Origin of the sequence: Streptomyces sp. NPDC090499 (assembly GCF_044769305.1) — a bacterium.
Classification (GTDB): domain Bacteria; phylum Actinomycetota; class Actinomycetes; order Streptomycetales; family Streptomycetaceae; genus Streptomyces.
On the sequence record NZ_JBIVXP010000001.1, the window covers coordinates 575863 to 600042 of the forward strand.

At 71.3% G+C, this 24180-nt stretch carries 22 protein-coding genes and 1 pseudogene; 18 read left to right on the forward strand and 5 right to left on the reverse strand.

Features of this window, described 5'->3' with window-relative positions; all coding sequences use genetic code 11:
• Positions 1 to 118: 118 nt before the first annotated feature.
• The gene (locus tag ACIQVL_RS02600) at positions 119 to 1708 is read right to left on the reverse strand and encodes an amidohydrolase (protein ID WP_403474063.1); all 1590 of its coding nucleotides are present in this window, start codon (positions 1706 to 1708) and stop codon (positions 119 to 121) included.
• A gap of 29 nt (positions 1709 to 1737) precedes the next feature.
• Positions 1738 to 3189 carry an APC family permease gene (locus ACIQVL_RS02605; RefSeq protein ID WP_403474064.1) on the reverse strand — a complete coding sequence of 484 codons (1452 nt, stop codon included), beginning with the start codon at positions 3187 to 3189 and terminating at the stop codon, positions 1738 to 1740.
• Between the two features lie 178 nt (positions 3190 to 3367).
• Between ACIQVL_RS02605 and ACIQVL_RS02610 the strand changes: the two genes are divergently transcribed.
• The 3 genes from ACIQVL_RS02610 (at position 3368) to ACIQVL_RS02620 (ending at position 5960) form a co-directional block, all read left to right on the forward strand.
• Positions 3368 to 3973 carry a TetR/AcrR family transcriptional regulator gene (locus tag ACIQVL_RS02610; RefSeq protein WP_403431000.1) on the forward strand — a complete coding sequence of 202 codons (606 nt, stop codon included), beginning with the start codon at positions 3368 to 3370 and terminating at the stop codon, positions 3971 to 3973.
• Positions 3974 to 4119: 146 nt separating this feature from the next.
• Positions 4120 to 4782, forward strand: coding sequence for a VanZ family protein (locus tag ACIQVL_RS02615; RefSeq protein WP_403474066.1), 663 nt, complete (start codon positions 4120 to 4122; stop codon positions 4780 to 4782).
• Between the two features lie 44 nt (positions 4783 to 4826).
• A complete protein-coding gene (locus ACIQVL_RS02620) occupies positions 4827 to 5960 on the forward strand; it encodes a sensor histidine kinase (protein ID WP_403474067.1) in 1134 nt (377 codons plus the stop codon).
• Here ACIQVL_RS02620 and ACIQVL_RS02625 read toward each other — a convergent pair.
• A complete protein-coding gene (locus ACIQVL_RS02625) occupies positions 5948 to 8941 on the reverse strand; it encodes a bifunctional [glutamine synthetase] adenylyltransferase/[glutamine synthetase]-adenylyl-L-tyrosine phosphorylase (protein WP_403474069.1) in 2994 nt (997 codons plus the stop codon). The genes ACIQVL_RS02620 and ACIQVL_RS02625 overlap by 13 nt on opposite strands.
• A gap of 126 nt (positions 8942 to 9067) precedes the next feature.
• Here ACIQVL_RS02625 and ACIQVL_RS02630 point away from each other — a divergent pair, with 126 nt between their 5' ends.
• The 5 genes from ACIQVL_RS02630 (at position 9068) to ACIQVL_RS02650 (ending at position 14185) form a co-directional block, all read left to right on the forward strand.
• On the forward strand, positions 9068 to 9568 hold the full coding sequence (locus ACIQVL_RS02630) for a pyridoxamine 5'-phosphate oxidase family protein (protein WP_403430990.1): 501 nt from the start codon (positions 9068 to 9070) through the stop codon (positions 9566 to 9568).
• 191 nt (positions 9569 to 9759) lie between these two features.
• The gene (locus ACIQVL_RS02635; protein ID WP_403431433.1) at positions 9760 to 10632 is read left to right on the forward strand and encodes an alkaline phosphatase family protein; all 873 of its coding nucleotides are present in this window, start codon (positions 9760 to 9762) and stop codon (positions 10630 to 10632) included.
• 1 nt (position 10633) lies between these two features.
• Entirely contained in the window at positions 10634 to 11908 is a 1275-nt protein-coding gene (locus tag ACIQVL_RS02640) for an MFS transporter (protein ID WP_403474070.1), read from the forward strand.
• On the forward strand, positions 11905 to 12924 hold the full coding sequence (locus tag ACIQVL_RS02645) for a TolB family protein (RefSeq protein WP_403474071.1): 1020 nt from the start codon (positions 11905 to 11907) through the stop codon (positions 12922 to 12924). The genes ACIQVL_RS02640 and ACIQVL_RS02645 overlap by 4 nt, the downstream gene beginning before the upstream one ends.
• A 94-nt stretch (positions 12925 to 13018) precedes the next feature.
• A complete protein-coding gene (locus ACIQVL_RS02650; protein WP_403474072.1) occupies positions 13019 to 14185 on the forward strand; it encodes a PP2C family protein-serine/threonine phosphatase in 1167 nt (388 codons plus the stop codon).
• A gap of 36 nt (positions 14186 to 14221) precedes the next feature.
• Here ACIQVL_RS02650 and ACIQVL_RS02655 read toward each other — a convergent pair.
• A pseudogene (locus ACIQVL_RS02655) lies at positions 14222 to 14308 on the reverse strand (glutamine synthetase); the annotation flags it as partial.
• A 797-nt stretch (positions 14309 to 15105) separates the two neighbouring features.
• Here ACIQVL_RS02655 and ACIQVL_RS02660 point away from each other — a divergent pair.
• Positions 15106 to 16155, forward strand: coding sequence for a Shedu anti-phage system protein SduA domain-containing protein (locus tag ACIQVL_RS02660; protein WP_362600039.1), 1050 nt, complete (start codon positions 15106 to 15108; stop codon positions 16153 to 16155).
• 99 nt (positions 16156 to 16254) lie between these two features.
• Entirely contained in the window at positions 16255 to 17043 is a 789-nt protein-coding gene (locus ACIQVL_RS02665) for an NUDIX domain-containing protein (protein WP_362600038.1), read from the forward strand.
• Here the strand turns inward: ACIQVL_RS02665 and ACIQVL_RS02670 are convergent.
• Positions 17027 to 18034 carry an XRE family transcriptional regulator gene (locus tag ACIQVL_RS02670; RefSeq protein WP_403474781.1) on the reverse strand — a complete coding sequence of 336 codons (1008 nt, stop codon included), beginning with the start codon at positions 18032 to 18034 and terminating at the stop codon, positions 17027 to 17029. The two genes, ACIQVL_RS02665 and ACIQVL_RS02670, sit on opposite strands and share 17 nt — an antisense overlap.
• Positions 18035 to 18836: 802 nt before the next feature.
• Between ACIQVL_RS02670 and ACIQVL_RS02675 the strand changes: the two genes are divergently transcribed.
• The 8 genes from ACIQVL_RS02675 (at position 18837) to ACIQVL_RS02710 (ending at position 24073) form a co-directional block, all read left to right on the forward strand.
• Positions 18837 to 19106 (forward strand): DUF6284 family protein, encoded by a 270-nt coding sequence (locus tag ACIQVL_RS02675; RefSeq protein ID WP_403474074.1) that lies wholly within the window; start codon positions 18837 to 18839, stop codon positions 19104 to 19106.
• Positions 19103 to 19369 carry a hypothetical protein gene (locus ACIQVL_RS02680; protein ID WP_403474075.1) on the forward strand — a complete coding sequence of 89 codons (267 nt, stop codon included), beginning with the start codon at positions 19103 to 19105 and terminating at the stop codon, positions 19367 to 19369. Before ACIQVL_RS02675 ends, ACIQVL_RS02680 begins: the two co-directional genes overlap by 4 nt.
• 68 nt (positions 19370 to 19437) lie before the next feature.
• Complete coding sequence (locus ACIQVL_RS02685) at positions 19438 to 20031, forward strand: GGDEF domain-containing protein (protein WP_403474076.1); 594 nt, start codon at positions 19438 to 19440, stop codon at positions 20029 to 20031.
• Entirely contained in the window at positions 20028 to 20903 is an 876-nt protein-coding gene (locus ACIQVL_RS02690) for a protein spdB (protein WP_403474077.1), read from the forward strand. The genes ACIQVL_RS02685 and ACIQVL_RS02690 overlap by 4 nt, the downstream gene beginning before the upstream one ends.
• On the forward strand, positions 20903 to 21250 hold the full coding sequence (locus tag ACIQVL_RS02695) for an RRQRL motif-containing zinc-binding protein (RefSeq protein ID WP_403474078.1): 348 nt from the start codon (positions 20903 to 20905) through the stop codon (positions 21248 to 21250). The genes ACIQVL_RS02690 and ACIQVL_RS02695 overlap by 1 nt, the downstream gene beginning before the upstream one ends.
• The gene (locus ACIQVL_RS02700) at positions 21234 to 21611 is read left to right on the forward strand and encodes a DUF6251 family protein (RefSeq protein WP_403474080.1); all 378 of its coding nucleotides are present in this window, start codon (positions 21234 to 21236) and stop codon (positions 21609 to 21611) included. Before ACIQVL_RS02695 ends, ACIQVL_RS02700 begins: the two co-directional genes overlap by 17 nt.
• A gap of 86 nt (positions 21612 to 21697) precedes the next feature.
• On the forward strand, positions 21698 to 21907 hold the full coding sequence (locus ACIQVL_RS02705; protein WP_403474081.1) for a DUF6257 family protein: 210 nt from the start codon (positions 21698 to 21700) through the stop codon (positions 21905 to 21907).
• A gap of 90 nt (positions 21908 to 21997) precedes the next feature.
• A complete protein-coding gene (locus ACIQVL_RS02710; protein WP_403474082.1) occupies positions 21998 to 24073 on the forward strand; it encodes a cell division protein FtsK in 2076 nt (691 codons plus the stop codon).
• Positions 24074 to 24180: the final 107 nt, after the last annotated feature.

Consider the following 24180-nt stretch of genomic DNA (forward strand, 5'->3'; position numbering starts at 1 on the left):
CCCCACCGCCCCCGCCCCAGAACAACCACCGCCCCAGAACAACCACCGCCCGCCTCCATCACCCGCCGCAACGACGCCCCACCACGACGACGGTAGACCGGCGGTGCCGAAGGCACGCTCAGGTCGCCGGGTGCCTAGCGTTCCCCCGGTGGACCACGTACCCCCCGGTCACCGTCAGCCGTACCGGTGATTCGGTCAGTTCGTCCGTCGGGGAGTGGACGGGGTCGAGGGCGAAGGCCGTGAGGTCGGCGCGGTGGCCCACGGCGATGCGGCCCGCTGTCTCCGTCTCCCCCGCGGCCCGCGCCGCATGGCTCGTGCAGCCTTCCAGGGCCTCCAGGCCGGTCAGCCCCGGGCCCGACGCGGCGCCGCGTGGGGCGCGGGCCGTTGCCAGGACGGCGCGGACGTCGTAGGGGGCGATGGGCCAGTCGGAGCCGAGGGCGACGGTCGCGCCCGCGTCGCGGAGGTCGCGCAGGCGCCAGGCGTGTGCGGCGCGGTCGGCGCCCAGGCGGCGCGACCACTCGTCGGTGCCGTCGGCCCGGGTGTACGCCGTGTGCGGCGGCTGCATCGACGCGGCCACCCCCAGCTCCGCGAACCGCGGGAGCAGCGCGTCCGGCGCCGTCTCGATGTGCTCGACACGGTGCCGTCCGGCGGCGCCGGGCCCGAGCCCCGCCACCACGTCCAGGACGTGCCGTACCGCCGCGTCCCCGATCGCGTGCGTGGCGGTGCGCACCCCGGCCGCGTGCAGGTGCCGTACGGCGGCGGCGTAGGCGTCCGGGTCGGGCCAGAACGCCGCCGTGCCCTGCCCGTGGCAGTCCGCGTGCTCAAGCCAGGCGGTGCCCCCTTCCACCGTGCCGTCCATGAAGAACTTCACCCCGTCGACCGTCCAGTGCCGGCCGCCCCGCCCCTGGGCCGCGACCAGTTCCGCCAGCCCGGCCTCGTCCACCCCCGGCATGCACCAGGGCGCGAAGCGCAGCCGCAGCGGCAGCACGGTCTCCTCGGCCACCGCCCCGACCAGCTCGGCGTCCCCCGCGTCCATGACGTGCGCCCCGGTCAGCCCGGTGGCCGCCATCGCGGCGAGCAGCTCGACCAGGCGGGCCCGGCGGGCCGCGTACGAGGGGCGGGGCATCACCCGCTCGACCAGCTGCATCGCCGCGTGCTCGACGAGGTGCCCGGTGGGGCGGCCGGAGGGGTCGCAGACGACCTCCGACCGCTGGGCGAAGGGCCGGGGGCCGGTGACGCCCGCCGCGGCCAGTGCCGCGCCACTGGCCAGGGCGGAGTGACCGTCGTAGAGGCGGAGGAAGGCGGGCGCGCCGCCGAGGAGGTCCTCGACGAGTGCGCGGTCGACGGGCCGGCCCTCGAACGCGTTGTGGTCGAGGCCGAACCCGATCAGCCAGCCCTCGGTCCGTTCGGCGCCGGCCAGCGCCGCCCGCAGGCCCGCCAGGTCGCGGACGCCCGACAGGTCGGCGCCGGTCGCCATGTCCAGGCCCCACACCGGGTGGCTGTGCGCGTCCACCAGGCCGGGCACCAGGTGCGCGCCGTCCAGCGCCACGACCTCGGTGCCGGGCCCCCGCCAGTCCCGTACGTCCCGCTCGTCGCCGACGGCGGCGATCACCCCGTCCCGCACGGCGACGGCGGTGGCGTGCGGCCGGGCGGGGTCGAGGGTGCGGACCTCGGCGCCGGTCAGGATCAGGTCGGGGCTGACGGTCATGGTGCGGTTAACTCCCTTGCTGGATATGGCTATTCGGTGGGCTCTGCGGCGAAGTCCGCGTACACCGCGGGCCGTTGACGGCGCAGCCACCACGCGAGGCCGAGGCCCGCGGCGAAGACGGCCGGGGCGATGACGATCAGCAGGGTGTTGACCGTGCTGGACGCCCCGGTGAACAGGTCGATGTGGGTGATGACGAGCCCTATGGCGGTGGCGAGGAGGACCGCGGCGACGGTCGGGGCCACCACGGTGCGCAGGGTGCCCTCCTCGTGCCGTACCCGCCGGAAGTAGCAGGGCACCGCGATCGCGGCGAGCAGCTGGAGCGCGAACAGGCCGATCATTCCGGGGGTGTTGACCCACAGCAGCAGCTGGTTGTAGGGGTCGGCGCCCGCCGCCCAGAAGGCGAGCACGACGAGGGAGCCGAGGACGGTCTGGGCGACACCGGCCAGGTACGGGGAGCGGTGCCGCGGGTGGATCCTGCCCAGCGACCTGGGCAGCACGCCCTCCTCGGCGAGGGCGAGGGCGTAGCGGTTGATCGCGTTGTGGAAGGCGAGGAGGGAGGCGATGATGCTGGTCACGATGAAGACGTGCATCAGGTCGGCCGCCCAGCCGCCCACGTAGGTGGTGATGGCGGTGAAGAAGAGCCCGCCGGGGTCCTTGGCGGCGGCCGCGATGACGTCCTGGTTGCCGAAGGCCTGGATGATGATCCAGACCATGAAGGCGTAGAAGAGGCCGAGGAACGCGACGGCCACGTAGGTGGCGCGCGGGACCGTGCGGTTCGGGTCGCGGGCCTCGCGGCGGTAGATGACGGTCGACTCGAAGCCGGTGAAGGCGGCGAAGGCGAAGGCCAGGACGACGGCGGTGCCGGAGACGAACACGTGGTGCGGGGCGAAGGAGGCGCCGGACAGGCCGTGCGCGCCGCCCTTCACCAGCACTCCGCCGGCGAGCAGGACGAGGATGCCGGTCTCGGCGACCAGCAGCACGCCGAGCAGTTTGGCGCCGAACTCGATGGAGCGGTAGCCGCCGTAGCCGATGAGGAGGAGCCCGGCGAGGGCGATCGGCAGCCAGGGGACGTCGCTGCCGAAGAGGGCGTTGGCGGTGTCCCGGCCTGCGCTGCCGAGCAGGCCGTAGACGCCGATCTCCATGCCGTTGTAGCCGACGAGGGCGAGCAGGGCCGCGCCGATGCCGACGGGGCGGCCGAGGCCGCGGGTGATGTAGGCGTAGAAGGCGCCGCCGCTTCTGACGTGCCGGCTCATGGTGGTGAAGCCGACGGCGAAGACGGCGAGGGTGATGCCGGCGATGAGGTAGCCGGCGGGGGCGCCGATGCCGCCGAGCAGGACGGCGAGGGGGGCGACGCCGGCCATCACGGTGAGCGGGGCGGCGGCGGAGATGACGAAGAAGGCGATGTCGGCGGTGCCGAGCGAGCCGGAGCGGAGCGTGGCCACGGCGGGTGGCGTGCTCTCCTCGCGAGCGGTGACGGACATGGGGAGGAGCCCTTCGAGCGCGACGGACGGGAGGGTTCCGGGCGTGCGGGATGACCGGCGCTACCAGGGCAGGAGCTGCCCCGGACCCGTAAATCTAAAGCCTTTCGGTTTTGGCAATGTAGCCTCCTCCTGGACATCCGGGAAGACCCGTTTCACACCTCCGGGGGAGAACACACGCATGGGACGGCCGCGCACCCCGCTCCTCGACCGGGAGCGGATCACCACGACCGCGCTGCAACTCGTCGACGAGCAGGGCGACTTCAGCGTCCCGCAGATCGCGAAGCGGCTCGGCACCCAGGCCGGTTCGCTGTATCACCACGTGGACGGCCGGGACGGCATCGTCGAGCTGCTGCGCGAACGGGTCGCGGCCGCGATCGACCCCGCGACCCTGGACCTGTCCCCCTGGGACACCGCGGTGGAGTCCTGGGCCCGCTCCTACCGGGCCGCGTTCGCCGCCCACCCGCGGGCGATCCCGCTCCTGATGACCTCGCCGGTGCGGGCGCCCCGGGTCCTGGCGCAGTACGAGCGCGCGGTCACGGTGCTGCTGACGGCGGGCTTCGCCGCGGCGGACGTGATGCCGCTGCTGATCGCCCTGGAGAACCTGGTGCTCGGCTCGGCGCTGGACCTGGCGGCCCCGGAGACGATGTGGGAGCTGACCGACCGGACCCCGACCCCGCACCTGGCGCAGGCCCTGGCGGCGGTGGGGGACGGCCGGGCGGACCGCGCCTTCGAGGTGGGCCTGACGGGCCTCATGAACCACGCCCGGAGCCTGCTCCCCCGCTGACCCCCTGCCGGCCGACCCCCAGCCCCCTCGCCGGCAGACTCCGTCAGCGGACCCCGTCAGCGGACGCCGTCAGCGGACGCCGTGTATCGCGGGCGTATCGAAAACCGCATACACGGCCGCAACCGCCCGCCCTCTTCCATGGAGGCGTGAACCGAAACGCAACCTTCCTCGGCCTGGCGGTCGTCGGCGTGGCGAGCGCCGCGTTCGCCCTGCGGCGGCCGCTCATGATGTCCGCCCCGAGGTGCATGGCCGGGCAGTGGCACGGCTGCTTCGACACCTTCAACGGGGTGGTGCTCATGACGCTGGTCACGCTGCCGGTGGCCGCGCTGGTGGCGTGGGCGCTGGCGTACCGTCGGCGGGCCGCGGGGGTCGCCTCGGCGTGGCGGACGTCGCTGGCCGAGGTGGGCATGGTGCACGGGACGGTGCCGTTCGTGTGGCTGACGATGATGCCGGGCGGGCCGGTCGGCTCCGCCCCGGCCCGGGTGAGCCTCGTACCACTGCGGGACCTCGTCACCATGGGGGCGCTCGGGATCGTCGGCAACCTGCTGGTCTTCGCCTCGCTGGGGTTCTTCGCCCCGATGCGGTTCGCGGCACTGGCGTCCGCGCCGCGGATCCTGGCGCTCGGGGCGGGCTGCTCGGTGCTGGTGGAGACCTCGCAGTACGTCTTTCGCCTGGACCGGGTGTCCTCCGTGGACGACGTCCTGGTCAACGCCGTCGGCGCCCTGCTGGCCGGGCTGGCGTCGCGCCCCTGGTGGCGTACGGCGGCCCCGTCGGACCGGCCGGGCCGCGCGCTGACGCCGACGGGCTGAGCCGCCTGCCGCCCGTGTCCCGTCCTGCCTACGCTGGGGACACCGTGAACAGACGCCCGAACCTCAGCGCCCGGCTGAAGCTCACCCTCAGCTACGCCGGATTCCTCGTCGTCGCCGGCGTTCTCCTGCTGGCCGTGATGTGGGTGTTCGTGCTGCGGTGGCTGCCGAACGAGGACGCCAGGTCCATCCAGAAGAGGTTCGGCGCCGTCATCATCATCGGGCCCAAACGCACCGACCTCCTGAACGGCTTCGCCCCCGCCGCGGCCACGGCGCTGGCCTTCCTCCTCGTCTTCGGCCTGCTGGGCGGCTGGATCCTCGCGGGCCGGATGCTGGCGCCCCTCACCCGGATCGCGGCCGCGGCCCGGATGGCGTCGAGCGGGTCGCTCTCGCACCGGATCCGCATGACGGGCCCCAGGGACGAGTTCCACGAACTCGCCGACGTGTTTGACACCATGCTCGAACGGCTGGAATCGCACGTCGGCGAACAGCAGCGGTTCGCCGCGAACGCCTCCCACGAGCTGCGCACCCCGCTGGCCGTCTCCCGCGCGCTCCTCGACGCCGCCCGCGCGGACCCCACGCAGGACCGGGGCGAGCTCATCGAACGCCTGCGCACCGTCAACACGCGGGCGATCGACCTCACCGAGGCCCTCCTGCTGCTCAGCCGGGCCGACGGCAGGAGCTTCCGCCGCGAGCCCGTCGACCTCTCCCTCCTCGCCGAGGAGGCCGCCGAGACGCTGCTCCCCCTCGCCGAGAAGCGCGGGATCGCGCTCGCCGTCACCGGCGAACCGGCACCCGCGGTCGGCTCCGCGGCGCTCCTCCTGCGGATGGTGACGAACCTCGTCCAGAACGCCGTCGTCCACAACCTCCCCGCCGGCGGCACCGTGACGGTCCGCACCGGACGGCAGCACGGCACGAGCGTGCTGCGGGTCGAGAACACGGGCCGCCGGCTGCCGCCGGAACTGGTGCCGACCCTCACCGAACCCTTCCAGCGCGGCACGGAGCGCGTCCGCACCGACGAGCACGCGGGCGTCGGCCTCGGGCTGGCCATCGTGCACAGCGTCGTCCGGGCGCACGACGGCACCCTCGACCTGGCGCCCCGCCCCGCCGGCGGCCTCAGCGTCACCGTCCGGCTCCCCGGCTCCGGCGGAGCGGCCGCCGAGCCGCGTCAGGCCCCGTAGAAAAGCTCCTCCACGACGGCCCGCGCCCTGCGCGTGGTACGCCGGTACGCGTCGAGCATGTCCCCGGCGTGCCCGTCCCCGTACCCCAGGTACCGCCCCACCGCGGCCAGCTCCCGGCTCTCGGTGGGGAAGGTGTCGCCGGCCCGCCCGCGCACCAGCATCACGGCGTTGCGCACCCGTGTCGCCAGTACCCAGGCCTCGTCGAGTATCGCGGCCTCCTCGGCCCCCAGCAGTTCCGCCGCGCACGCCGCGGCCAGCGCCTGCCGGGTCCGGGTGGTGCGCAGCCCCGGCTCGGCCCAGCCGTGCCGCAGCTGCAGCAGCTGCACGGTCCACTCGACGTCGGACAGCCCGCCCGGCCCGAGCTTGGTGTGCAGCTTCGGGTCGGCGCCGCGCGGCAGCCGCTCGGACTCCATCCGGGCCTTCAGCCGCCGGATCTCGCGCACCGCGTCCTCGCCGAGCCCCTCCGCCGGGTACCGCAGCGGGTCGACCAGCTCGATGAACCTGCGGCCCAGGTCCTCGTCCCCGGCGACCGGTTCGGCGCGCAGCAGGGCCTGCGACTCCCACACCAGCGACCAGCGGCGGTAGTACGCCTCGTAGGACTTGAGGGTGCGCACCAGCGGCCCGGACTTGCCCTCGGGGCGCAGGTCCGCGTCGACGAGCAGCGGCGGGTCGGCGCTGGGGATCTGCAGCAGCCGGCGCATCTCGGCGACGACCTTGTTGGCCGCGTCGGCGGCTTCGCGCTCGGCCACGCCCTCCTGCGGCTCGTGCACGAACAGGACGTCGGCGTCGGAGCCGTAGCCCAGCTCGTGGCCGCCGAACCGGCCCATGCCGATCATGACGAACCGGGTCGGCAGGATGTCCCCCCAGCCGTCCCGGACCACCGCGCGCAGGGTTCCCGCGAGCGTCGCGGCCGTCAGGTCGGAGACGGCGCCGCCGACCCGGTCGACGAGCGCGCCCTGGTCGGCCTCGACGGGCTTGGTGTCGGTGCCGTAGGAGTCCACGATGTCGGCGGCGGCCGTCCGGAACAGCTCGCGGCGGCGCACGCCACGGGCCGCCCGTACCCCGTCCTCGGCGTTGTCGGCGCGGCCGACGGCGGCGAGGATCTCCTGCTCCAGCTGGGCGCGGCCGCGCGGCACCAGGTTGTCCCCGTCGCCGTCGCCGAGCAGGGCCACCGCCTCCGGGGCGCGCATCAGCAGGTCGGGGGCGAGGCGGCCGGCGGACAGCACGCGGGCGAGGTTCTCGGCGGCGGCGCCCTCGTCCCTGAGCAGCCGCAGGTACCAGGGGGTCTTGCCGAGGGCGTCGGAGACCTTGCGGAAGTTGAGCAGGCCCGCGTCCGGGTCGGCGGAGTCGGCGAACCAGCCCAGCAGGACGGGCAGCAGGGTGCGCTGGATGGCGGCCTTGCGGGTGACACCGGAGGCGAGGGCCTCCAGGTGGCGCAGGGCGGCGGCGGGGTCGGCGTAGCCGAGCGCCTCCAGGCGTTCCCGGGCCGCCTCGGCGCTCAGCCTGGCTTCCACGGGGGCGAGCTGGGCGACGGCGTCGAGCAGCGGGCGGTAGAAGAGCTTCTCGTGCAGGCGCCGTACGACGCCGGTGTGCTGCTTCCACTCGCGGATCAGCTCGGTCACCGGTTCGGTGCGCAGGCCGAGCGAGCGGCCGAGGCGGCGCAGGTCGGCCTCGTCCTCGGGGACCAGGTGGGTGCGGCGCAGCCGGTAGAGCTGGATGCGGTGCTCCATGGAGCGCAGGAAGCGGTAGGCGTCGTCGAGCTGGACGGCGTCGGCGCGGCCCACGTAGCCGCCGGCGGCGAGGGCCTGGAGGGCGTCGAGGGTGGTGCCGGAGCGCAGCGTGGCGTCGGTGCGGCCGTGCACCAGCTGGAGGAGCTGGACGGCGAACTCGACGTCCCTGAGGCCGCCGGGGCCGAGCTTCAGTTCGCGGTCGACCTCGGCGGCCGGGATGTTCTCGACGACCCTGCGCCGCATCTTCTGCACGTCGGCCACGAAGTTGTCGCGCTCGGCGGCCTTCCAGACCATGGGTTCGAGCGCGGCGACGTACTCCTGCCCGAGGTCGGGTTCGCCGGCGACCGGGCGGGCCTTGAGCAGGGCCTGGAACTCCCAGGTCTTGGCCCAGCGCTGGTAGTAGGCGAGGTGGCTGCTGAGGGTGCGCACGAGGGGGCCGTTGCGGCCCTCGGGGCGGAGGTTGGCGTCGACGGGCCAGATCGACCCCTCCACGGTGGTCTCGGAGCAGATCCGCATCATGTGCGAGGCGAGCTTGGTGGCGGAGCGCAGCGCCTTGCTCTCGTCCGCGTGGTCGGCCGCCTCGCCGACGAAGATGACGTCGACGTCGGAGACGTAGTTCAGTTCGTGGCCGCCGCACTTGCCCATGGCGATCACCGCGAGCCGGCAGGCGGCGGCGTCCTCGGGCGCGGCGGCCTCGGCGAGGGCGAGGGCGGCGCGCAGGGTGGCGGTGGCCAGGTCGGCGAGCTCGGCGGCGGTCTGGGCGACGTCCGTCGTGCCGCACACGTCCCGGGCGGCGATGGACAGCAGGCAGCGCCGGTAGGCGACGCGCATGGCGACCGGGTCGGCGGCCCCGGCGAGCCCGCGTTCGAACTCCGCGACGCCGGGGTGCAGGTCGCGGGGCTCGTAGGTGACCAGGGCCTCCCAGTCGCGCGGGTGCCGGGCGAGGTGGTCGGCGAGGGCCGCGGAGGCGCCGAGGACGCCCAGCAGGCGGTCCCGCAGCGGCTTGGCCGCTATCAGGGTGTCGAGCAGCTCCCGGCGGGCGGTGGGCCCTGGCTGGGCCTCCAGGAGCCGTACCAGGCCGTGCAGGGCGAGGTCGGGGTCGGCGGTGGCGCCGAGGGCTTCGAGGAGCACCGGGTCGTCGCGTACGGCGGCCAGCTCGGGGCTGTCCAGCAGCCGTTCGGCGGCGGAGGCATCGGTGAAGCCGTGCCGCAGCAGTCGCGTGAAGGTACTGCTCCTGCGCCCCGGCGTCATGTGCGGCCTCCCCTTGGGATCACGATCATGCTGGCCAGACGAGCCTAACCGCAGACCCCGGCACCGGCGCCGATGAGTTTCGCGCGGAATCGTGGTCTGTACGGGCGGACGACCACGGGAGGCATCATGCGTGAACCCCAGGGCGAGCTGGACGCCCGCTACAGCAGCGAGGGCACCGCGGCCCGCGACTGGCCGGAGGCGGAGAAGGTCCTGACGGACTCCGAGCTGTTCTGGATCTCGACGGTACGCCCGGACGGGCGCCCGCACGTCACCCCGCTGCTCGCCGTGTGGCACGACGGCGCCCTGCACTTCAGCACCGGCCCCGGCGAGCGCAAGGCGGCCAACCTCGCCGGGAACCCGCACGTCGTCCTGACCACCGGCACCAACAGCTGGACCAGCGGGTACGACGTGACGGTCGAGGGCGAGGCGGTACGCGTGGCCGACGACGGCCGGCTGCGCGAGCTGGCGGCGGCCTGGGAGGCGAAGTACGGCCCGTTCTGGCACTACGAGGTGGACGGTGGCTGCTTCCGCCACGGCCCAGGGCGTGCGCTGGTCTTCGCGGTGCGGCCGCGCAGGGTCCTCGGCTTCGGCAAGGGCGAGCCGTTCAGCCAGACGAAGTGGGAGTAGTCCACCGAGTCACCGAGTCAGCGGGCAACGGGCAACGGGCCCAGTAGTTCATCCGGTCTTCACCTCTCTGGCCGGACGCGGTGGGAGCGGGGATTATTGGCGTGTGCATGCTCAGTCCGCACCGCCACCCGACCCCCTCCCTTCCCCCAGTACCGGAGGTTGATGTGTCCGGCAGTTCCGCACGTCCCGGGATGCTGCGCCGCGCCCGTACGGCGGTGGCGTCCGCCACCGCCTTCACCGCGGCCGCGGTCGGCCTGTGGACCGGGCTCGGCGGCGGCTCCGCGCACGCCGCGAGTGCCGTACCGACCCCCGACCACGTGATCGTCGTGGTCTTCGAGAACCACGCCTACAGCCAGGTCATCGGCTCCTCCAGCGCCCCGTACATCAACTCGCTGAAGTCCGGCGGCGCCAACCTGACCCAGATGTACGCCGAGACCCACCCGAGCCAGCCCAACTACTTCGCCCTGTTCTCCGGCTCCACCCAGGGCATCACGAGCGACAGCTGCTACACCCCCGGCTTCTCCTCGGCGGCGAACCTGGCCTCCGAGCAGCTGGCGGCCGGCCGCACCTGGGCCAGCTACAACGAGACCCTGCCCAGCCAGGGCTCGACCACGTGCAGCAGCGGCAACTACGCGCGCAAGCACAACCCGTGGTTCGGCTTCAGCAACGTCCCGACCTCGACCGCAAAAACGTTCGCTCAGTTCCCGACCGACTACTCCACCCTCCCCCAGCTGTCCTTCGTGGTCCCCAACCTGTGCAGCGACATGCACGACTGCTCGGTGGCCACCGGTGACACCTGGCTGAAGAACAACCTGGGTGCGTACGCCACCTGGGCGAAGACCCACAACAGCCTCCTCGTCGTCACCATGGACGAGGACAACCTGCTGTCCGGCAACCGCATCCCGACCGTCCTGTACGGCCAGCCGGTCGCCGCGGGCTCGTCCTCGTCCACCACGTACGACCACTACGACCTGCTGCGCACCCTGGAGGACAGCCAGGGCCTGAGCGCGCACGCGGGCAACGCGGCGTCCTCGTCCGACATCACCGGGATCTGGGCGTCCTGACGTGTACGTAGCGGACAGCCGCGCGAGCACTCCGGCGACGGCGTCCGTGGAAGGTACCGCCCGGCCCCCGCGGGCCGGGCGGTACCGCTCCACGATCGCGCCCACCGTCCTCGCCCTCGGCACGGTCAGCCTGGTCACGGACGTGTCCTCCGAGATGGTCACGGCGGTCCTCCCGCTGTACCTGGTGGCGGGCCTCGGCCTGTCCCCGCTGGGCTTCGGCCTGCTCGACGGCGTCTACAACGGCTTCTCGGCGGTCGTACGCCTGGTCGGCGGCCACCTGGCCGACCGCGGCGGCGGGCGCCACAAGTGGGTGGCGGGCGCCGGCTACGCCCTGTCGGCGCTCTGCAAGCCCCTGCTGCTGGTGGCGCACTCGTTGACGCCCATCGGCCTGATCCTGGCGGCCGACCGCACCGGCAAGGGCCTGCGCACGGCGCCCCGGGACGCCCTGATCTCGCTCTCCAGCACCCCGGAGACCCGGGGCCGCGCCTTCGGCGTGCACCGCGCCATGGACACCGCGGGCGCGCTGCTCGGCCCGCTGGCCGCGTTCCTGATCCTGCGCGCGACCGTGGACGGCTACGACGCGGTCTTCACGGTCAGCTTCTGCGTGGCGGTCCTGGGCGTGCTGATCCTGGTCCTGTTCGTACCGGGCGGCGGCCGCACCGAGACGGCCACGTCCGCCGCCCGTCCCACCCTGCGCGCGGCCCTCGGCCTGCTGTCCCACCGCGACCTGCGCCGCATCACCGTCTGCGCCCTGCTCCTCGGCCTGGCGACGGTCAGCGACTCCTTCGTCTACCTGCTGTTGCAGCACCGGCTCGGCGTCCCGGACCGCTGGTTCGCCCTGCTCCCCCTCGGCACGGCCGCCGCGTTCCTCCTGCTGGCCGTCCCGCTGGGCCGCCTGGCGGACCGCTGGGGCCGCTGGCGCGTCTTCCTGGCCGGCCACGGCGCCCTGCTCCTGGCCTACGCCCTGCTGCTCACGTCCTGGCACGGCACCGCCCTGCCCTACGCGGTGCTGGCCCTGCACGGCACGTTCTACGCGGCGACCGACGGCGTCCTGATGGCGGCCGCCTCCGACAGCGTCCCCGAGGCGCTGCGCTCGTCGGGCCTGGCGCTGGTCCAGACGGGCCAGGCGGGGGCGCGGTTCGTCTGCTCACTGGGGTTCGGGGCGGCGTGGACGCTGTGGGGCGACCGTACGGCGCTGAGCGTGTCGGCGGTGGCCCTTGTGGTGTGCGCGGTGTACGCCCTCACCCTCCGCCCCGTCCGGAAGGCCGCCGCATGACCCTGCGCTCCCGCCTCCTGATCCTCCTCTCGGCGCTCGCGGTCCTCGCGGCCGTGGCCCTCGCCTCCGTCCTGCACGCCTCCGCCCGCGCCGAGCGCCGCGACCACACCCAGGCCGGCGGCCCGCAGGTCACCCCGGGAACGGTGACCCTCACGGCCCCCGGTCACCTGGTCTTCCGCAACATGGCCTGGGGCCCGCACCGCGACGAGCTGACCACGGTCCCCGCCACCGCCCCCGCCGGCCCGCGCACCTCCTCCGGCGTGAAATGCCTCCGCTTCTACGCCGCCGCGGGCACCGGCGTCTGCCTCCAGGCGGTCCACGGCCCGGTCTCGGACACCTACCGCGCCCTGATCCTGGACGCCGACCTCAGGCAACGGGCCCACTACGACGTCCCGGGCATCCCGTCCCGCGCCCGCGTCTCCCCCACCGGGCACTACGCGGCCTGGACGGCGTTCGTGGGCGGCGACTCCTACGCGGGCACGGACTTCTCGACCCGCACGGCGATCGTCGACACCCGCACCGGCGCCCTGATCCCCTCCCTGGAGGCGTTCCGCATCGTCAGGGACGGTCGTCCCTACCGGTCGGCGGACGTCAACTTCTGGGGCGTGACGTTCGCGTCCGACGACCACACCTTCTACGCGACCCTCGCGACAAAGGGCTCCACCTACCTGGTCCGGGGCGACCTGCGCACCCGCACGCTCACCACCCTCCACCCGAACGTGGAATGCCCGTCCCTCTCCCCCGACGGCACCCGCATCGCCTACAAGAAGCGCGTGCCGGGCCTCCCGAAGGACGCGCCCTGGCACCTCTACGTCCTCGACCTCCGCACGATGCGCGAGACCCCGCTCGCCGAGACCCGCAGCGTCGACGACCAGGCGGTGTGGAAGGACGCGCACACCGTCGTCTACGCCCTGCCCGGCGACTACGGGGCGGACCTGTACGAGGCCCCGGCGGACGGGACGGGGAAAGCGCGGCGGATCAGCGTCTCGGCGGTGTCACCGGCGTACGTGGGCTGACCGCCGTCCGGATTCCGGAACAACGGGAATGGGGGACATGCGACCATGGGTTGGTGGTTGCAGGAACAGCAGTGGACGAACACCGGAGCACGACGTGAGCGCAGCCACGATCACGGCATCCGTGGTAGGCACCCTGCGGGCATGGCGCCGTTACGCGCCGGGACCGCTGCGCCTCGTGGGACCGCTGCTGCTGATCGTCACGATCCCGGTGGCGGACTGGTTCCTGCCGCCGGACATCCATCTCGCCCACCTCCTCGTCGTCGCCGTGGCGGTCACCGCCGTCGGCAGCGGGCCGCGCGCCACCGCCCTGATCGGGGCGCTGGCGGTCCTCTCCCTGGTCTGCGCCGGCCTGGAACGGCGGACTCTGACCACGGAGAGCGTCCTCGTCGAACTCGCCGCCCTGCTCGCCGTCTGCGCCTTCCTCGTCCTCTTCACCCGGCTGCGGGACCGCCGCGAGCGCGAACTCGTCCGGGCCCGCTCGGTGTCCGACGCGGCACAGCGGGTCGTCCTGCGGCCGTTGCCCAAGCAGGCCGGACCCGTCTCTCTCGCCTCGCACTACCGCAGCGCCGAGGCGGACGCGGCCATCGGCGGCGACCTGTACGCCGCCGCCCGCATCCCCGGCTGCACGCGGCTGCTCATCGGGGACGTCCGGGGCAAGGGGCTCCCCTCGATCAGCGACACGGCGATCGTGCTGGGCGCCTTCCGCGCCGCCGCACACCGCCGGATCCCGCTGCCCGAGCTGGTCGCCTACATCGAGGACGCCGTCCGGTGGGGGCTCGCGGAGTTCTCGGAACCGAACGAGGAGGCCGCCGAGCGCTTCGTGACCGCCGCCGTCATGGACATCCCGGACGACGAGCCCGTGGTGCACCTGATCAGCTGCGGGCACCCGCCGCCCCTCCTGCTGCGGGGGCGCAGCAGGTCCGCGCTGGCGCTGGCGGTCCCGGAGCCGTCGCCCCCGCTCGGCCTCGGCGTGTGGCCGGCCGGCGTGGACTGCTCGGAGCACGCCGGCGGCTGCTACGCACCGGCGACCTTCCCGTTCGAGTACGGCCACCGGCTGGTCCTGTACACGGACGGCGTCAGCGAGGCCCGGAACACGGACGGCGACTTCTACCCGCTCGCCGAGCGCGCCACGGCCTGGGCGGACCAGGCACCCGGCCCGCTCGTCGAGCAGCTCGCGTCAGACGTCCGCGCGTACACGGGCGGCCGCCTCGACGACGACCTGGCCATGATCGTCCTCCAGCGCGACCGCACGACGCCCTGACGATCCAAAAAGCCCCGCCCCGCGGCCGCCCGCGTCCTACAGCACCGGCAGGTTCTTCCGCAGCTCGAAGGCCGTGACCTCGCTGCGGTACTCCTCCCACTCCTGGCGCTTGTTGCGCAGGAAGTGACGCCGCCAGCGGGCGACTTGACTCGTTCGACGTCAACGTAGCGCTGACCTGCCGCCAAGCGGTGGTCGTTGGTCGTCGTTGGTTGCCTCTGGCCGCCCTTTGACGGCCCAGAGACGGCCCCACAGGTATGAAGGCTGAGCAGTCAGAACGCCGTTGCGCCCTATCGCGCAGCGGGCTCTCAGGTCACGATGGACCGTGACCGGACCCGGGTCCGTCGGCAGCAGTCACTCGGAGGGGGCAGAGTGCGAAACCCGAACACTATCCAGTACGAGTGCGCTGATTGCGGCGCAAAGACCAAGGTCAACACCCAGACTGGTCGTCTCTACTCCCACCAACCGCCAGGGAAGCTCGTCGCTTGCGCCGCCTCCGGAGACGTCGTGACCCCACCGACAGGCGGTACACCGCTCTTGCTTCCACCACTGAGAGCTGCCCAACAGCCCCCGGCACCCGAGCCATCACGACGCATCACCGACGGACCTTCAAGCAGCGTTCGGGCCGTGCCCGGAGGGCTGCCTGGTCTTGGCAAGCGGCGCTGACCCACCGGTCCAAACCTCACCCGAGACCAGTCGACCACTGGCGAGACAGGCCGCGGGTGCGTCCGAACCACGTGAGAACCGCAATCGGAATCCCCTGCAAAGGGACGCGACGGTAAACCACTTCCACGCGACTCGAAACAGTCACCCAATTCACTCACCTGTTCGAATAATTCTGCCACTCTGGCATCTGGCGCCCCCCAACCGTGCGTGCCAACATACCGACAGGCGATCACGCACCTCCGGGGGGGAGAGTCGAGATGTCAGAAGAAATCAGAGCGTGGAACCTGGCCCCAAACGAAGAGGAAGGGCACTTCGGCACCAAAAGCGCCACCATTAAAAACGGGCCCCGCGTATTCAAGCGGGCAACCATCGCAAAGTATGGAAACCCTAGCACCGGCGAGATCAGACAAGAGCGACTGAGCCTTGAATCATTTAACCGCATAGCCGGTTCGACCGAATTCGACTTTGAGAAGCCGAAAGATCGATGGTCTTGCGAAAATTCGGAGATTGAAGCACTGACCGCCTTCCTTTCCGGAGCATTCAGCATCGCCGGTCGATACCGGCTCATTGACGCAGCATCCGCATCCGCCACCATCCTCGAACTACTTGACAGTGGAGACCTGGATCCGGCAACACTCGGTCAAGGCCTAGCGGAACACGAAGACCTGGCATCGGTCGTGAGCGCACTGACAGCATCAGCATCCGGCCTGAACGCGGTGGAAGCGGCCGTCATCTCTCGGCGCAGGGGGATCTTGGCGAACCTTAAGGTGAAATCCTCCTCTCAGGAAACCACAGAGCGTGACATGCAAAGCGCTCTGGAAGGTCACACTTGGATCTTTGGCGGCCAATACGTCGGCATCGCCCACCGTCGGAATCTCACAATGCTCGATGAGTACGACATTCCCTTGGTCGAGGCTAGTGGCGCCCTCCACATCGTGGAACTTAAAGGCCCCAATATCAAGGACCTGATCAAGAGGCACAGAAATCATGCTGTAGTCGGAAATGACGTTCACTTGGCAGTCGGGCAACTGATGAACTACATCAAGCAGCTCGATCAACAAGGCGCCGCGATGGAACAAGCTTTTCGGAACGAACACGGAGTCGAGTACGACATGAGCCGACTGTGCGGCACTGTCGTGATCGGGCACTCGCACCACGTTCCCGAATACAACCGAAAGCAGATTGATCAAACAATTCGCACTTTCAACTCCCACCTTAGTCGGGTTCAAGTGCTCACCTACGAGGATCTGTTGGATCGCGCAGAAATGACCCTCAGATTCGAGGAAGAGTCCTTGATTCAGGAATAGGCGGTGCGCAGGGGTTGTACGCGATCGGGCGTGTGCGGCCACCAACATGGCCCGCCGCTACCCTTGGACACATCACAGGCTAAGGAGAGCGTTCCACGCATGGGACCGAAAACGACCAAGGTCTACGAGACGCTTCGCGAACGACTCGCCTCGGGGCAGTACGCGCCGGGCGACAAGTTTCCGTCCGAGCGTTCCTTGACGGAAGAACTCGGCATCGGCCGCACCGCCCTCCGGCAGGTGCTGGCCCGCCTGGTCGCCGAAGGCGCGCTGGAAGTGCGGGGCCGTAGTTCGTACCGCGTGCCGGGTGCGGTGAGCGTGAGCACTCCCGAAGGGCTCAAACCCTGGCAGATCCACGGTGAGCGCGACGTCTACGACAACCGATGGGTCAAGCTCCAGCTCTGGGACGTGGAGCCCCCCGGCGTAGAACGCTTCGAACACCATGTGGTCAAGCTCCAGCACGTGGCAATCACGGCCGTCGTTGACGAACAAGACCGTGTCCTCATGATGTGGCGCTACCGGTTCGTCCCCGGCCGGTTCGGGTGGGAGCTTCCCGGAGGCATCGTTGACGGGGGGGAGGCGCCGGCTGACGCCGCACTTCGGGAAGTCGTTGAAGAGACGGGGTGGCGACCGTCCTCAGTGGAACACGTCGTCACCTATCAACCCATGGTCGGCATGGTCGACTCTCCTCACGAGATCTTCGTAGCCCATGGAGCGGTGAAGGTGGGCGAGCCGACGGACCTGGAAGAGGCCGGGCACATCGAGTGGGTACCGCTGTCCGACATCCCCGGGCTCATGGCGCGGGGCGAGCTGCTCGGCTCCGGGACCTTGGTCGCGCTGCTGCATATCCTGGCGACCCGAAGCCGACAGGGCACTACAGCCGATCACTGAGCAGATCCACACGCCGGCGCTGCCGCACCGATCCGGTGCGGCTCGCCAGCAAGCGTGCCTGCCTGAGGTGGGTCTGCGCATCGTCGTACTCGGCTCGGGCGAGGTGGGCATGGGCCAAGTCCGTGTGCAGCCCGGCGCGCGCTCGCACAAACGTGGGGTCCATCCCCTCCAGCGCGTCATAGAGGCTGCCCACCGCTTCCGCATCTCCCAGCAGACCGAGCACGTTGCCGCGCCAGCGCGTCAGGTGCGAGCTGTTCAGAAAGATGCTCAGCATGTCCGGGTCACGGTCGCTGGAGCCGTCCGGGATGCAGCCTGACGCCCTGTCCAGCGCGAGCCGGCAGTCATCGACCATGCCCGCGTGAGCGCACAGTTCCGCCTCGGTGGCGTGGAGCCAGGCCCGGAGTCGCGGTGAGCCTGACTGCCCGAGGGACCGCTGAGCGTCCCGAACCAGTTCGACCCCGAGAGCAGGCCGACCAGCCTCACAGAGCACGAACGCCTGCTCTCCCATGGCGTGCGCCAGATACATGGGCGCCTCAGCATCGCGAGCGGCGCTCTTCGCTGTCTCGTAGTGGCGCCAGGCCCGTTCGACCGCCCCTGAGTCGATGGCCTGCCACGCCGCGAGGGTCGAAGCCCCCGCGAGCGCGAGCGCGACCGGCTGGCGCGCGCTCGGCAATACCGCGAAGTTCAGAGCGTCTTCGAGAGCCGCGAGGTGCCCAGTCATCTGGTCGATGAGTCCGGCTGCGCCCATCTGGCGATCCATAGACCTCAGAAGCTCGGTCTGAGCGTTGAACGCTTCGACCATCGACGTGCCCACGCTACTGGCGGCATCGATCCTGCTCAACAGGTCGTCGTAGCCGTCGGCTGTGGTCACCGCGGGAAACGTTGGTACACCCTTCAGTTCCGCGTCGGTCATCCCGAGAAGCTGTCGCAGCATGCCGGCGTACCGATCTGAGATCGTCCGCTTGCCGTTCTCCCACTCGGACACGTACACCCGCAAACTCGCGGTCGACGCGACGTCCGTGAGGTGCTGCCGGGCGTGCCGCTCGATCTCGCGAACCAATCGCTCCTGTGACCAGCCGCGCGCGACGCGCGCCTTCCGAAGTCCTGCACTCACAGGCCACCGCCCGGTGTCGGTCCCGATCTATACCTCTCCAGGGTGCCGCATATCGGCGCAGGTCAACAGGGGTTAACAGGCCGAATGTTAAGGGCTGTTGGCTACCGGCATCCCCACCCCGAGCGGTCTCCTGAAGTGGCACCGCGATGCGGGATCAACCCCGAAGTCGGCGAACCAGTTGACATCTGGTGCGCACCAGATGCAACCTACTGGTGCGCACCAGTAATCGGGATTGCGCCCGACCCGCGGTGTGCAAGCGACAACTCCAAAGCGTGATCCGCCACGAGAACGACGGCCGTGACAGCACCAGCCGAGGTGAGCGGAGACCAGTCGGTCATCTCCCGTCAGGGACACGTGCCGACTCAAAAGACCGGATCTGCCCAAGGGCACTGACGCCGCGCGAAGAGACCGAGACGCGATTCCTCGGGAGAGCGGGACTGAGGCACAGATCCATATCGCGAAGTACGGGCCGTCACCTCCCGCAAAAGGTGTCCGCGCGGCTCAGGACCGCGCATCCGACCTTCGCCGCACCGAACGGCGGCCGGTTGCCTCCGCTGCACGTCTCGTACGTGCAGCGCTGAGGGGAGCCGGATCACCCGACTTCAACGGCGCGCGCCCCCGGAGGTGCAACTCCGGGGGCGCTGTTCGGGCCGTTCCTGACTGGAAGGAACCAGACCCAATGAACCACATCGTGACTGTTCAGGACGCTGTTACCGCGTTCGCCGATTTCATGGAGCCGACGAACGCGGAACTGGACGCGATCGAGCTGGAGATGCCGCTGATCCTGGCGGACGTTGACCTGTTGGACGCGTACATCACCACCCTGGACCGTGCCCCGTCCGAGCTGGACGAGCGGCGCATCCGCCGGGCCCGCCGCCGCGCGGTGGCGGCCCGGTTGGAGCTGGCCAACCGCACCGTCACCGCGAGCCGGCCCGGCGGTGTGGCGTGAACGACGACACCCGCGAGTTCCTGGCTGCCGTCCTGGACGCCATCAACCTCCCCCACCCGGCCACCGTGGGCGACTCCGAAGCGTTCGGGCGGCTGCTGGAAGACCGCGCGTTGGACGCGGTCGTGGCCTTGACCGGTGCCCTGGGTGAACCGCCCAACGCCGACTGGGGGCTCGGCTGGCACACCAGCTACCTGCGCGAGCAGCTCGCCAAGAAGCCGGCGACCACCTACCGCCACTACGACGCGGCCGGCGGTGCAGGGTGAACGGCCTGGTGAACATGGCTTCGGCCGCTGGTCCGTTAGTGGCCGGCTGGGGTGTCCACAGTGTGTGGATGCGTCGCCGCCTCGCGTCGGCCCGGCACGACCCGCTGTCTGGCCTGTGGACGCGGGACGCGTTCGAGCACCGCGCAGGCCGGCTGCTGGCCCGGCACCCGCACGTCGCCGTGGTCCTGGTCGACCTGGACGGGTTCAAGGCTCTCAACGACACCCGCGGCCATGCGGCCGGTGACGCCGCGATCCGTGCCACGGCCGCAAGCCTGACCGACGCGCTCACCGGTCACCGGCGGGCGGTCGCGGGACGGCTGGGAGGCGACGAGTTCGCCGCCGCCGTGGTCCTGCCGGACCCGGTGGCGTTGCCGTGGCTGCTGCGCGCTCTGCACGACGAGATCACCGCGCCGCTCTGGCACGACGGTCGTGAGCTGCGGGTGGGTGCCTCGATCGGTGGCGTGCTCTCCAGCGACGCCCCGGCCGGCACCGGCCGTGAGCTGCCGGCGCTGCTGCGGTGGGCGGATGAGGCCATGTACACGGCCAAGCGGGGCGGTGGCGGCTGGCAGAACGCCGCGTTCGCGCCCCGCTGCACCACGACCGCCGGGAGGCGCACCGGACGCCCCGGCACCCACACCACACCGCGAAAGGAGGCGTCATGACGCGCCTGAACGCAAAGTCCCTGCTGACCGTGCTTCCTGCCGTCGCGATGACGGCCGTGTCCATGGTCCTCACGCTGGCCGTGGTCGTGATGTGGCTGGGTGAGTCGGTGCCCAAGGGCGTCGCGCTGGTCGTCGGGTTGGGCATCGACGGCGGTTGGCTGGCCACCCTCGCCTATGAGCGCCGGCTGGCCGCGCAGGGCGACCACAGCAACGCCGTGACCGGCGTCGGCTGGGGCTTCGGCGCCGTTGCCTCCGGGGTCCTGGTCACTCACGCTCTGCTCGCCGACGCGACGTCGCGGGGCGCGTGGCTGGCGGTGGCGTGGCTGCCGATCGCCGCGAAGGCACTGTGGCTGGTCCACGGGCTGTGGGAGCGCACCGCCCTCACCCCGGCGGCGCTGGACATGATCCGGGGCATTCAGCAGGACGCCCGCGACGACGCGGCCGTAGCCCGCGCCCGGCTCCGGGCGGAAGCATCCACGGAGGAGACGCGGCTGACGGCCGTGACCGAGGCGGGGGCGCGCGTCGCCCGCGTCCAGGCCAAGACCGCCGACACGCTCGCCGACGCGTGGTCGAAGCTGGAGACGGCCCGCAAGGGCGAGAGCACCGGACGGGCCCTGACCAGCGTGACGGGCCGCGTCACACCCGACGTCGCACCCTCGTGGGAGCTCCCGATGTGGGGGCCGTTCGAACCGGTTGCGGCGCTGGAGTCCGGTCCCGCGCTCACCGATGACGCCCTGGACGTCGTGGTCGACGCGATCCGGCTCAGTGAGCAGCCGCCGCTGTCGTACCGGGAGATGGCCACCCGCTTCCGCGCCGCCGGCCACTCCGCATCCGAGGTCCGTCTTCGGGCCGCTTGGAAGCGCGTCGCCTGATGGCCGCGCTGCCGGTCTACCGGTGGCACCTCGCACCGGACGGCTACGCCACCCGCCGCCAACTGCGGGCCCGCAACCTGCGCCCCGGCGGTCAGGACGTTGCAGCGCAGCTCGAACGCCCGCGCCGCCGACGCGGTCCGCTGGTCGCCTACCTGTACCGGGTCGACCTGGCCAAGCCGGTCCGGCCCATGACCCCGGCCCGGTGGGCGGCACTCGACAAAGCGAACGCCGCCCGCCGCCGCTGCCCCGCCTGCCGGCGTGATGCCGGCTACGTCATCCCTACTTCGCTCGGCACGTGCGCGCCGTGCGCCTTCCCCGAAGGGTCCCGCGATGGAATCGCTGCCTGACGTGCCCCGGGTCGTGCAACTCCCGGACGGCACCTACACCTACGCCAGCAACCTGCCCGCCCCGCCGCAGCAGCCGTACAGCGGGCCGCAGGTCATCCACCAGCACGTTCACCAGGCGCCGCCGGACCGCACGGTGCAGCGCATCGCGCTCGGCTCCGGGATCGGCGCCGGGACCGTGGCGGCCGGCGTCTACTTCGGCCCGCTGCTGGTCGGCGTTCTGACCGCCATCGCCGCGAACCTCGCCCTGATCGCGTTCCTCGCTGCTGTCTGCGTGTGGGGCGTGGTCACCGTCGTCCGCTCCGTGGGCGGCGCGGACGGTAAGCGCGCCGCCGACTCCGTCCGCCGTTCCCGTCGGCGCTGAGCTGACGGTTGCCTGCAGTCCCCGGGGGCTCAACCCGCCGGGGGCCGTGGGGAGCCGGACAGTCCGGCCCGGAACGGGAGACATCCGTGAGCAGCAACGAGACGCTCCGCTTCACCACCGGCGAAAAGGCCCGCATCGCCCTGCTGGTCGCCCGGATGGCCAAGCGCGGACTCGCCGACGACCGCCAGTCCGGCGGCCGTGTCGACCAGAGCGACCTACAGCGCAGGGTCGAGCGGATCGAGAACCAGGCCCGCAAGCGCGCCACACAGGCCCGCACCAGCAAGAACGGCAAGTAGCTACACCCCGGGGGCGGTCGTCCCGGCCAAGGAAACCGGCCGCCCCCGGGTCACCCACCACCCATTTCTGTGCAGCAGGGAGTTCCCAGAATGACGGACAGCACCATGGGCCCGCACCTGCGCCCCGTGCCCGCCACCGACGACGACATACCGGCCGCCCCCGTGCCGGTCGACAACCCGGCGTTGCCGGACCCGAAGGTCACGATCGAGAAGCGCAAGCCGGTCCTTGCCGGCTGGCTCACTAACCGGCGTGACTTCCTCGCCACCACCCGCCACGCTGGCGCGAACCTGGGCTACGCCGCGCTCTACCACGGCGTTCGCGTCCCGGTGTATGCAGGACGCCTCGCCCTCATGTCCCCGCGCGGCACCTGCCGGTTCATCGCGTCCACCAACCGCTGGGTGTGGGACCGCGAAGCCGCACCCCTGCGGGACTTCGCGGTCCGCACGGAGGACGTCGAGGAGTACATGCGCCTCGCGAGGCTGCGGGCGGGCCGTATCCGGCTGCGCGGCCTGGTCACCCTGGTCGCCGCCGTGTTCGGTCTCGGCTTCGCCCTGTACCTGTACGTCCTCGCCCCCGCGTTCCTGTACGCGTTCGCGGCCGGCGGGGTGCTGCTGCTCGGCATCGGCGGACAGCAGCCGGATTCCCCCGTGGTCGGTCCGGCGGTGCTGAAGACCGAGGTGCAGAAGCTCACCGGCTCGATCGTGCTGCGCGGGCTCGACTCGATCGGTAACCCGAAGATCTCCGCCGCCATCAAGAAGGGCGGCGACATGAACGGGCTGCGGTTCGTCTCGGAGATCGTGCGGGACGGGCCCGGATACCGCGCCGACCTGGACCTTCCCTACGGCATCACGCCCGAGGACATCATGGACGCGCGCAAGCCGCTCGCCTCCGGGCTGCGCCGCAAGGTCGGATGCGTGTGGCCGTCCCCCGACCCCGACCAGCACGAAGGACGGCTGGTGCTGTGGGTCGGTGACCGGCCGATGAACGAGACGACGAAGCCGGCGTGGCCGCTGCTGAAGGACGGCAGCGTCGACCTGTTCAAGCCCATCGTCTTCGGCAACGACCAGCGCATGCGCTGGGTCGAGGTGACGCTGATGTTCGTCTCGATCGTCATCGCGTCCGTGCCCCGCATGGGAAAGACCTTCCTGATGCGGCTGCTGCTGCTCATCGCCGCTCTCGACCCCCGCGCGGAGATCCACGCGTTCGACTTCAAGGGCACCGGCGACTTCGGCGCCCTGGAACCGATCTGCCACCGCTACCGCGCCGGCGACGACGAGGACGACATCGAATACGTCGTCCAGTGCCTGCGGGAACTGCGCGAGGAACTGCGACGGCGGGCAAAGGTCATCAAGTCCCTGCCCCGCACCCGGTGCCCTGAGTCCAAGGTCACCCCGGAGCTGGCCAACGACAAGAGCCTCAGGCTGCACCCCATCGTGGTGGCCGCCGATGAGTGCCAAGTACCGTTCGAGCACCACAAGTACGGTGCGGAGATCGAGGAGATCTGCACCGACATCACCAAGCGCGGGCCCGCTCTCGGCATCATCGGCATCTTCGGCACCCAGCGCCCGGACGCGAAGTCCCTGCCGCCGGGCATCAGCAACAACGCCGTGCTCCGGTTCTGCCTGAAGGTCATGGGCCACACCGCCAACGACATGGTGCTCGGCACCGGTGCATACAAGGCCGGTATCCGCGCGACCATGTTCTCCCGCTCCGACCGGGGCATCTGCTGGATGTCCGGCGAGGGCGACGACCCCCGCATCGTCGCGTCCGCGTTCGTGGACGCAGTCGGCGCCGAACGCGTCGTCGCCCGCGCCCGCAAGATGCGCGAGGACTACGGCAACGTCACCGGCCACGCCATCGGCAAGGGCCCCGAGAACACGAACACCGGCTCCGACATCCTCGCCGACACCCTGAACGTCATCGCCGCCGACGAGAAGGCCGTGTGGTGCGAGCGGATCGCCGCCCGCCTTACCGCCGCCGACCCCGACACCTACGCCGGATGGCAGGGCGAGAACGTCACCGCCGCACTCAAGCCCTGGGGCATCAAGCCGGGGCAGGTCTGGGGCACCACCGACGACGGCGAAGGCGCCAACCGGCGCGGCATCAAGCGCGCCGACATCACCGCCGCGATTACTCGCCGTAACGCCGATCGAGCGGTCGCCTGACCGAGCACCACTGCTAGACCTAGCAGCCGCGATTGCTAGGTCTAGCAGCCGTACTAGCGCCCCGCAGGGGGGCTGATCAGCTCACTAGCGTCTAGCGGCCCACCTGC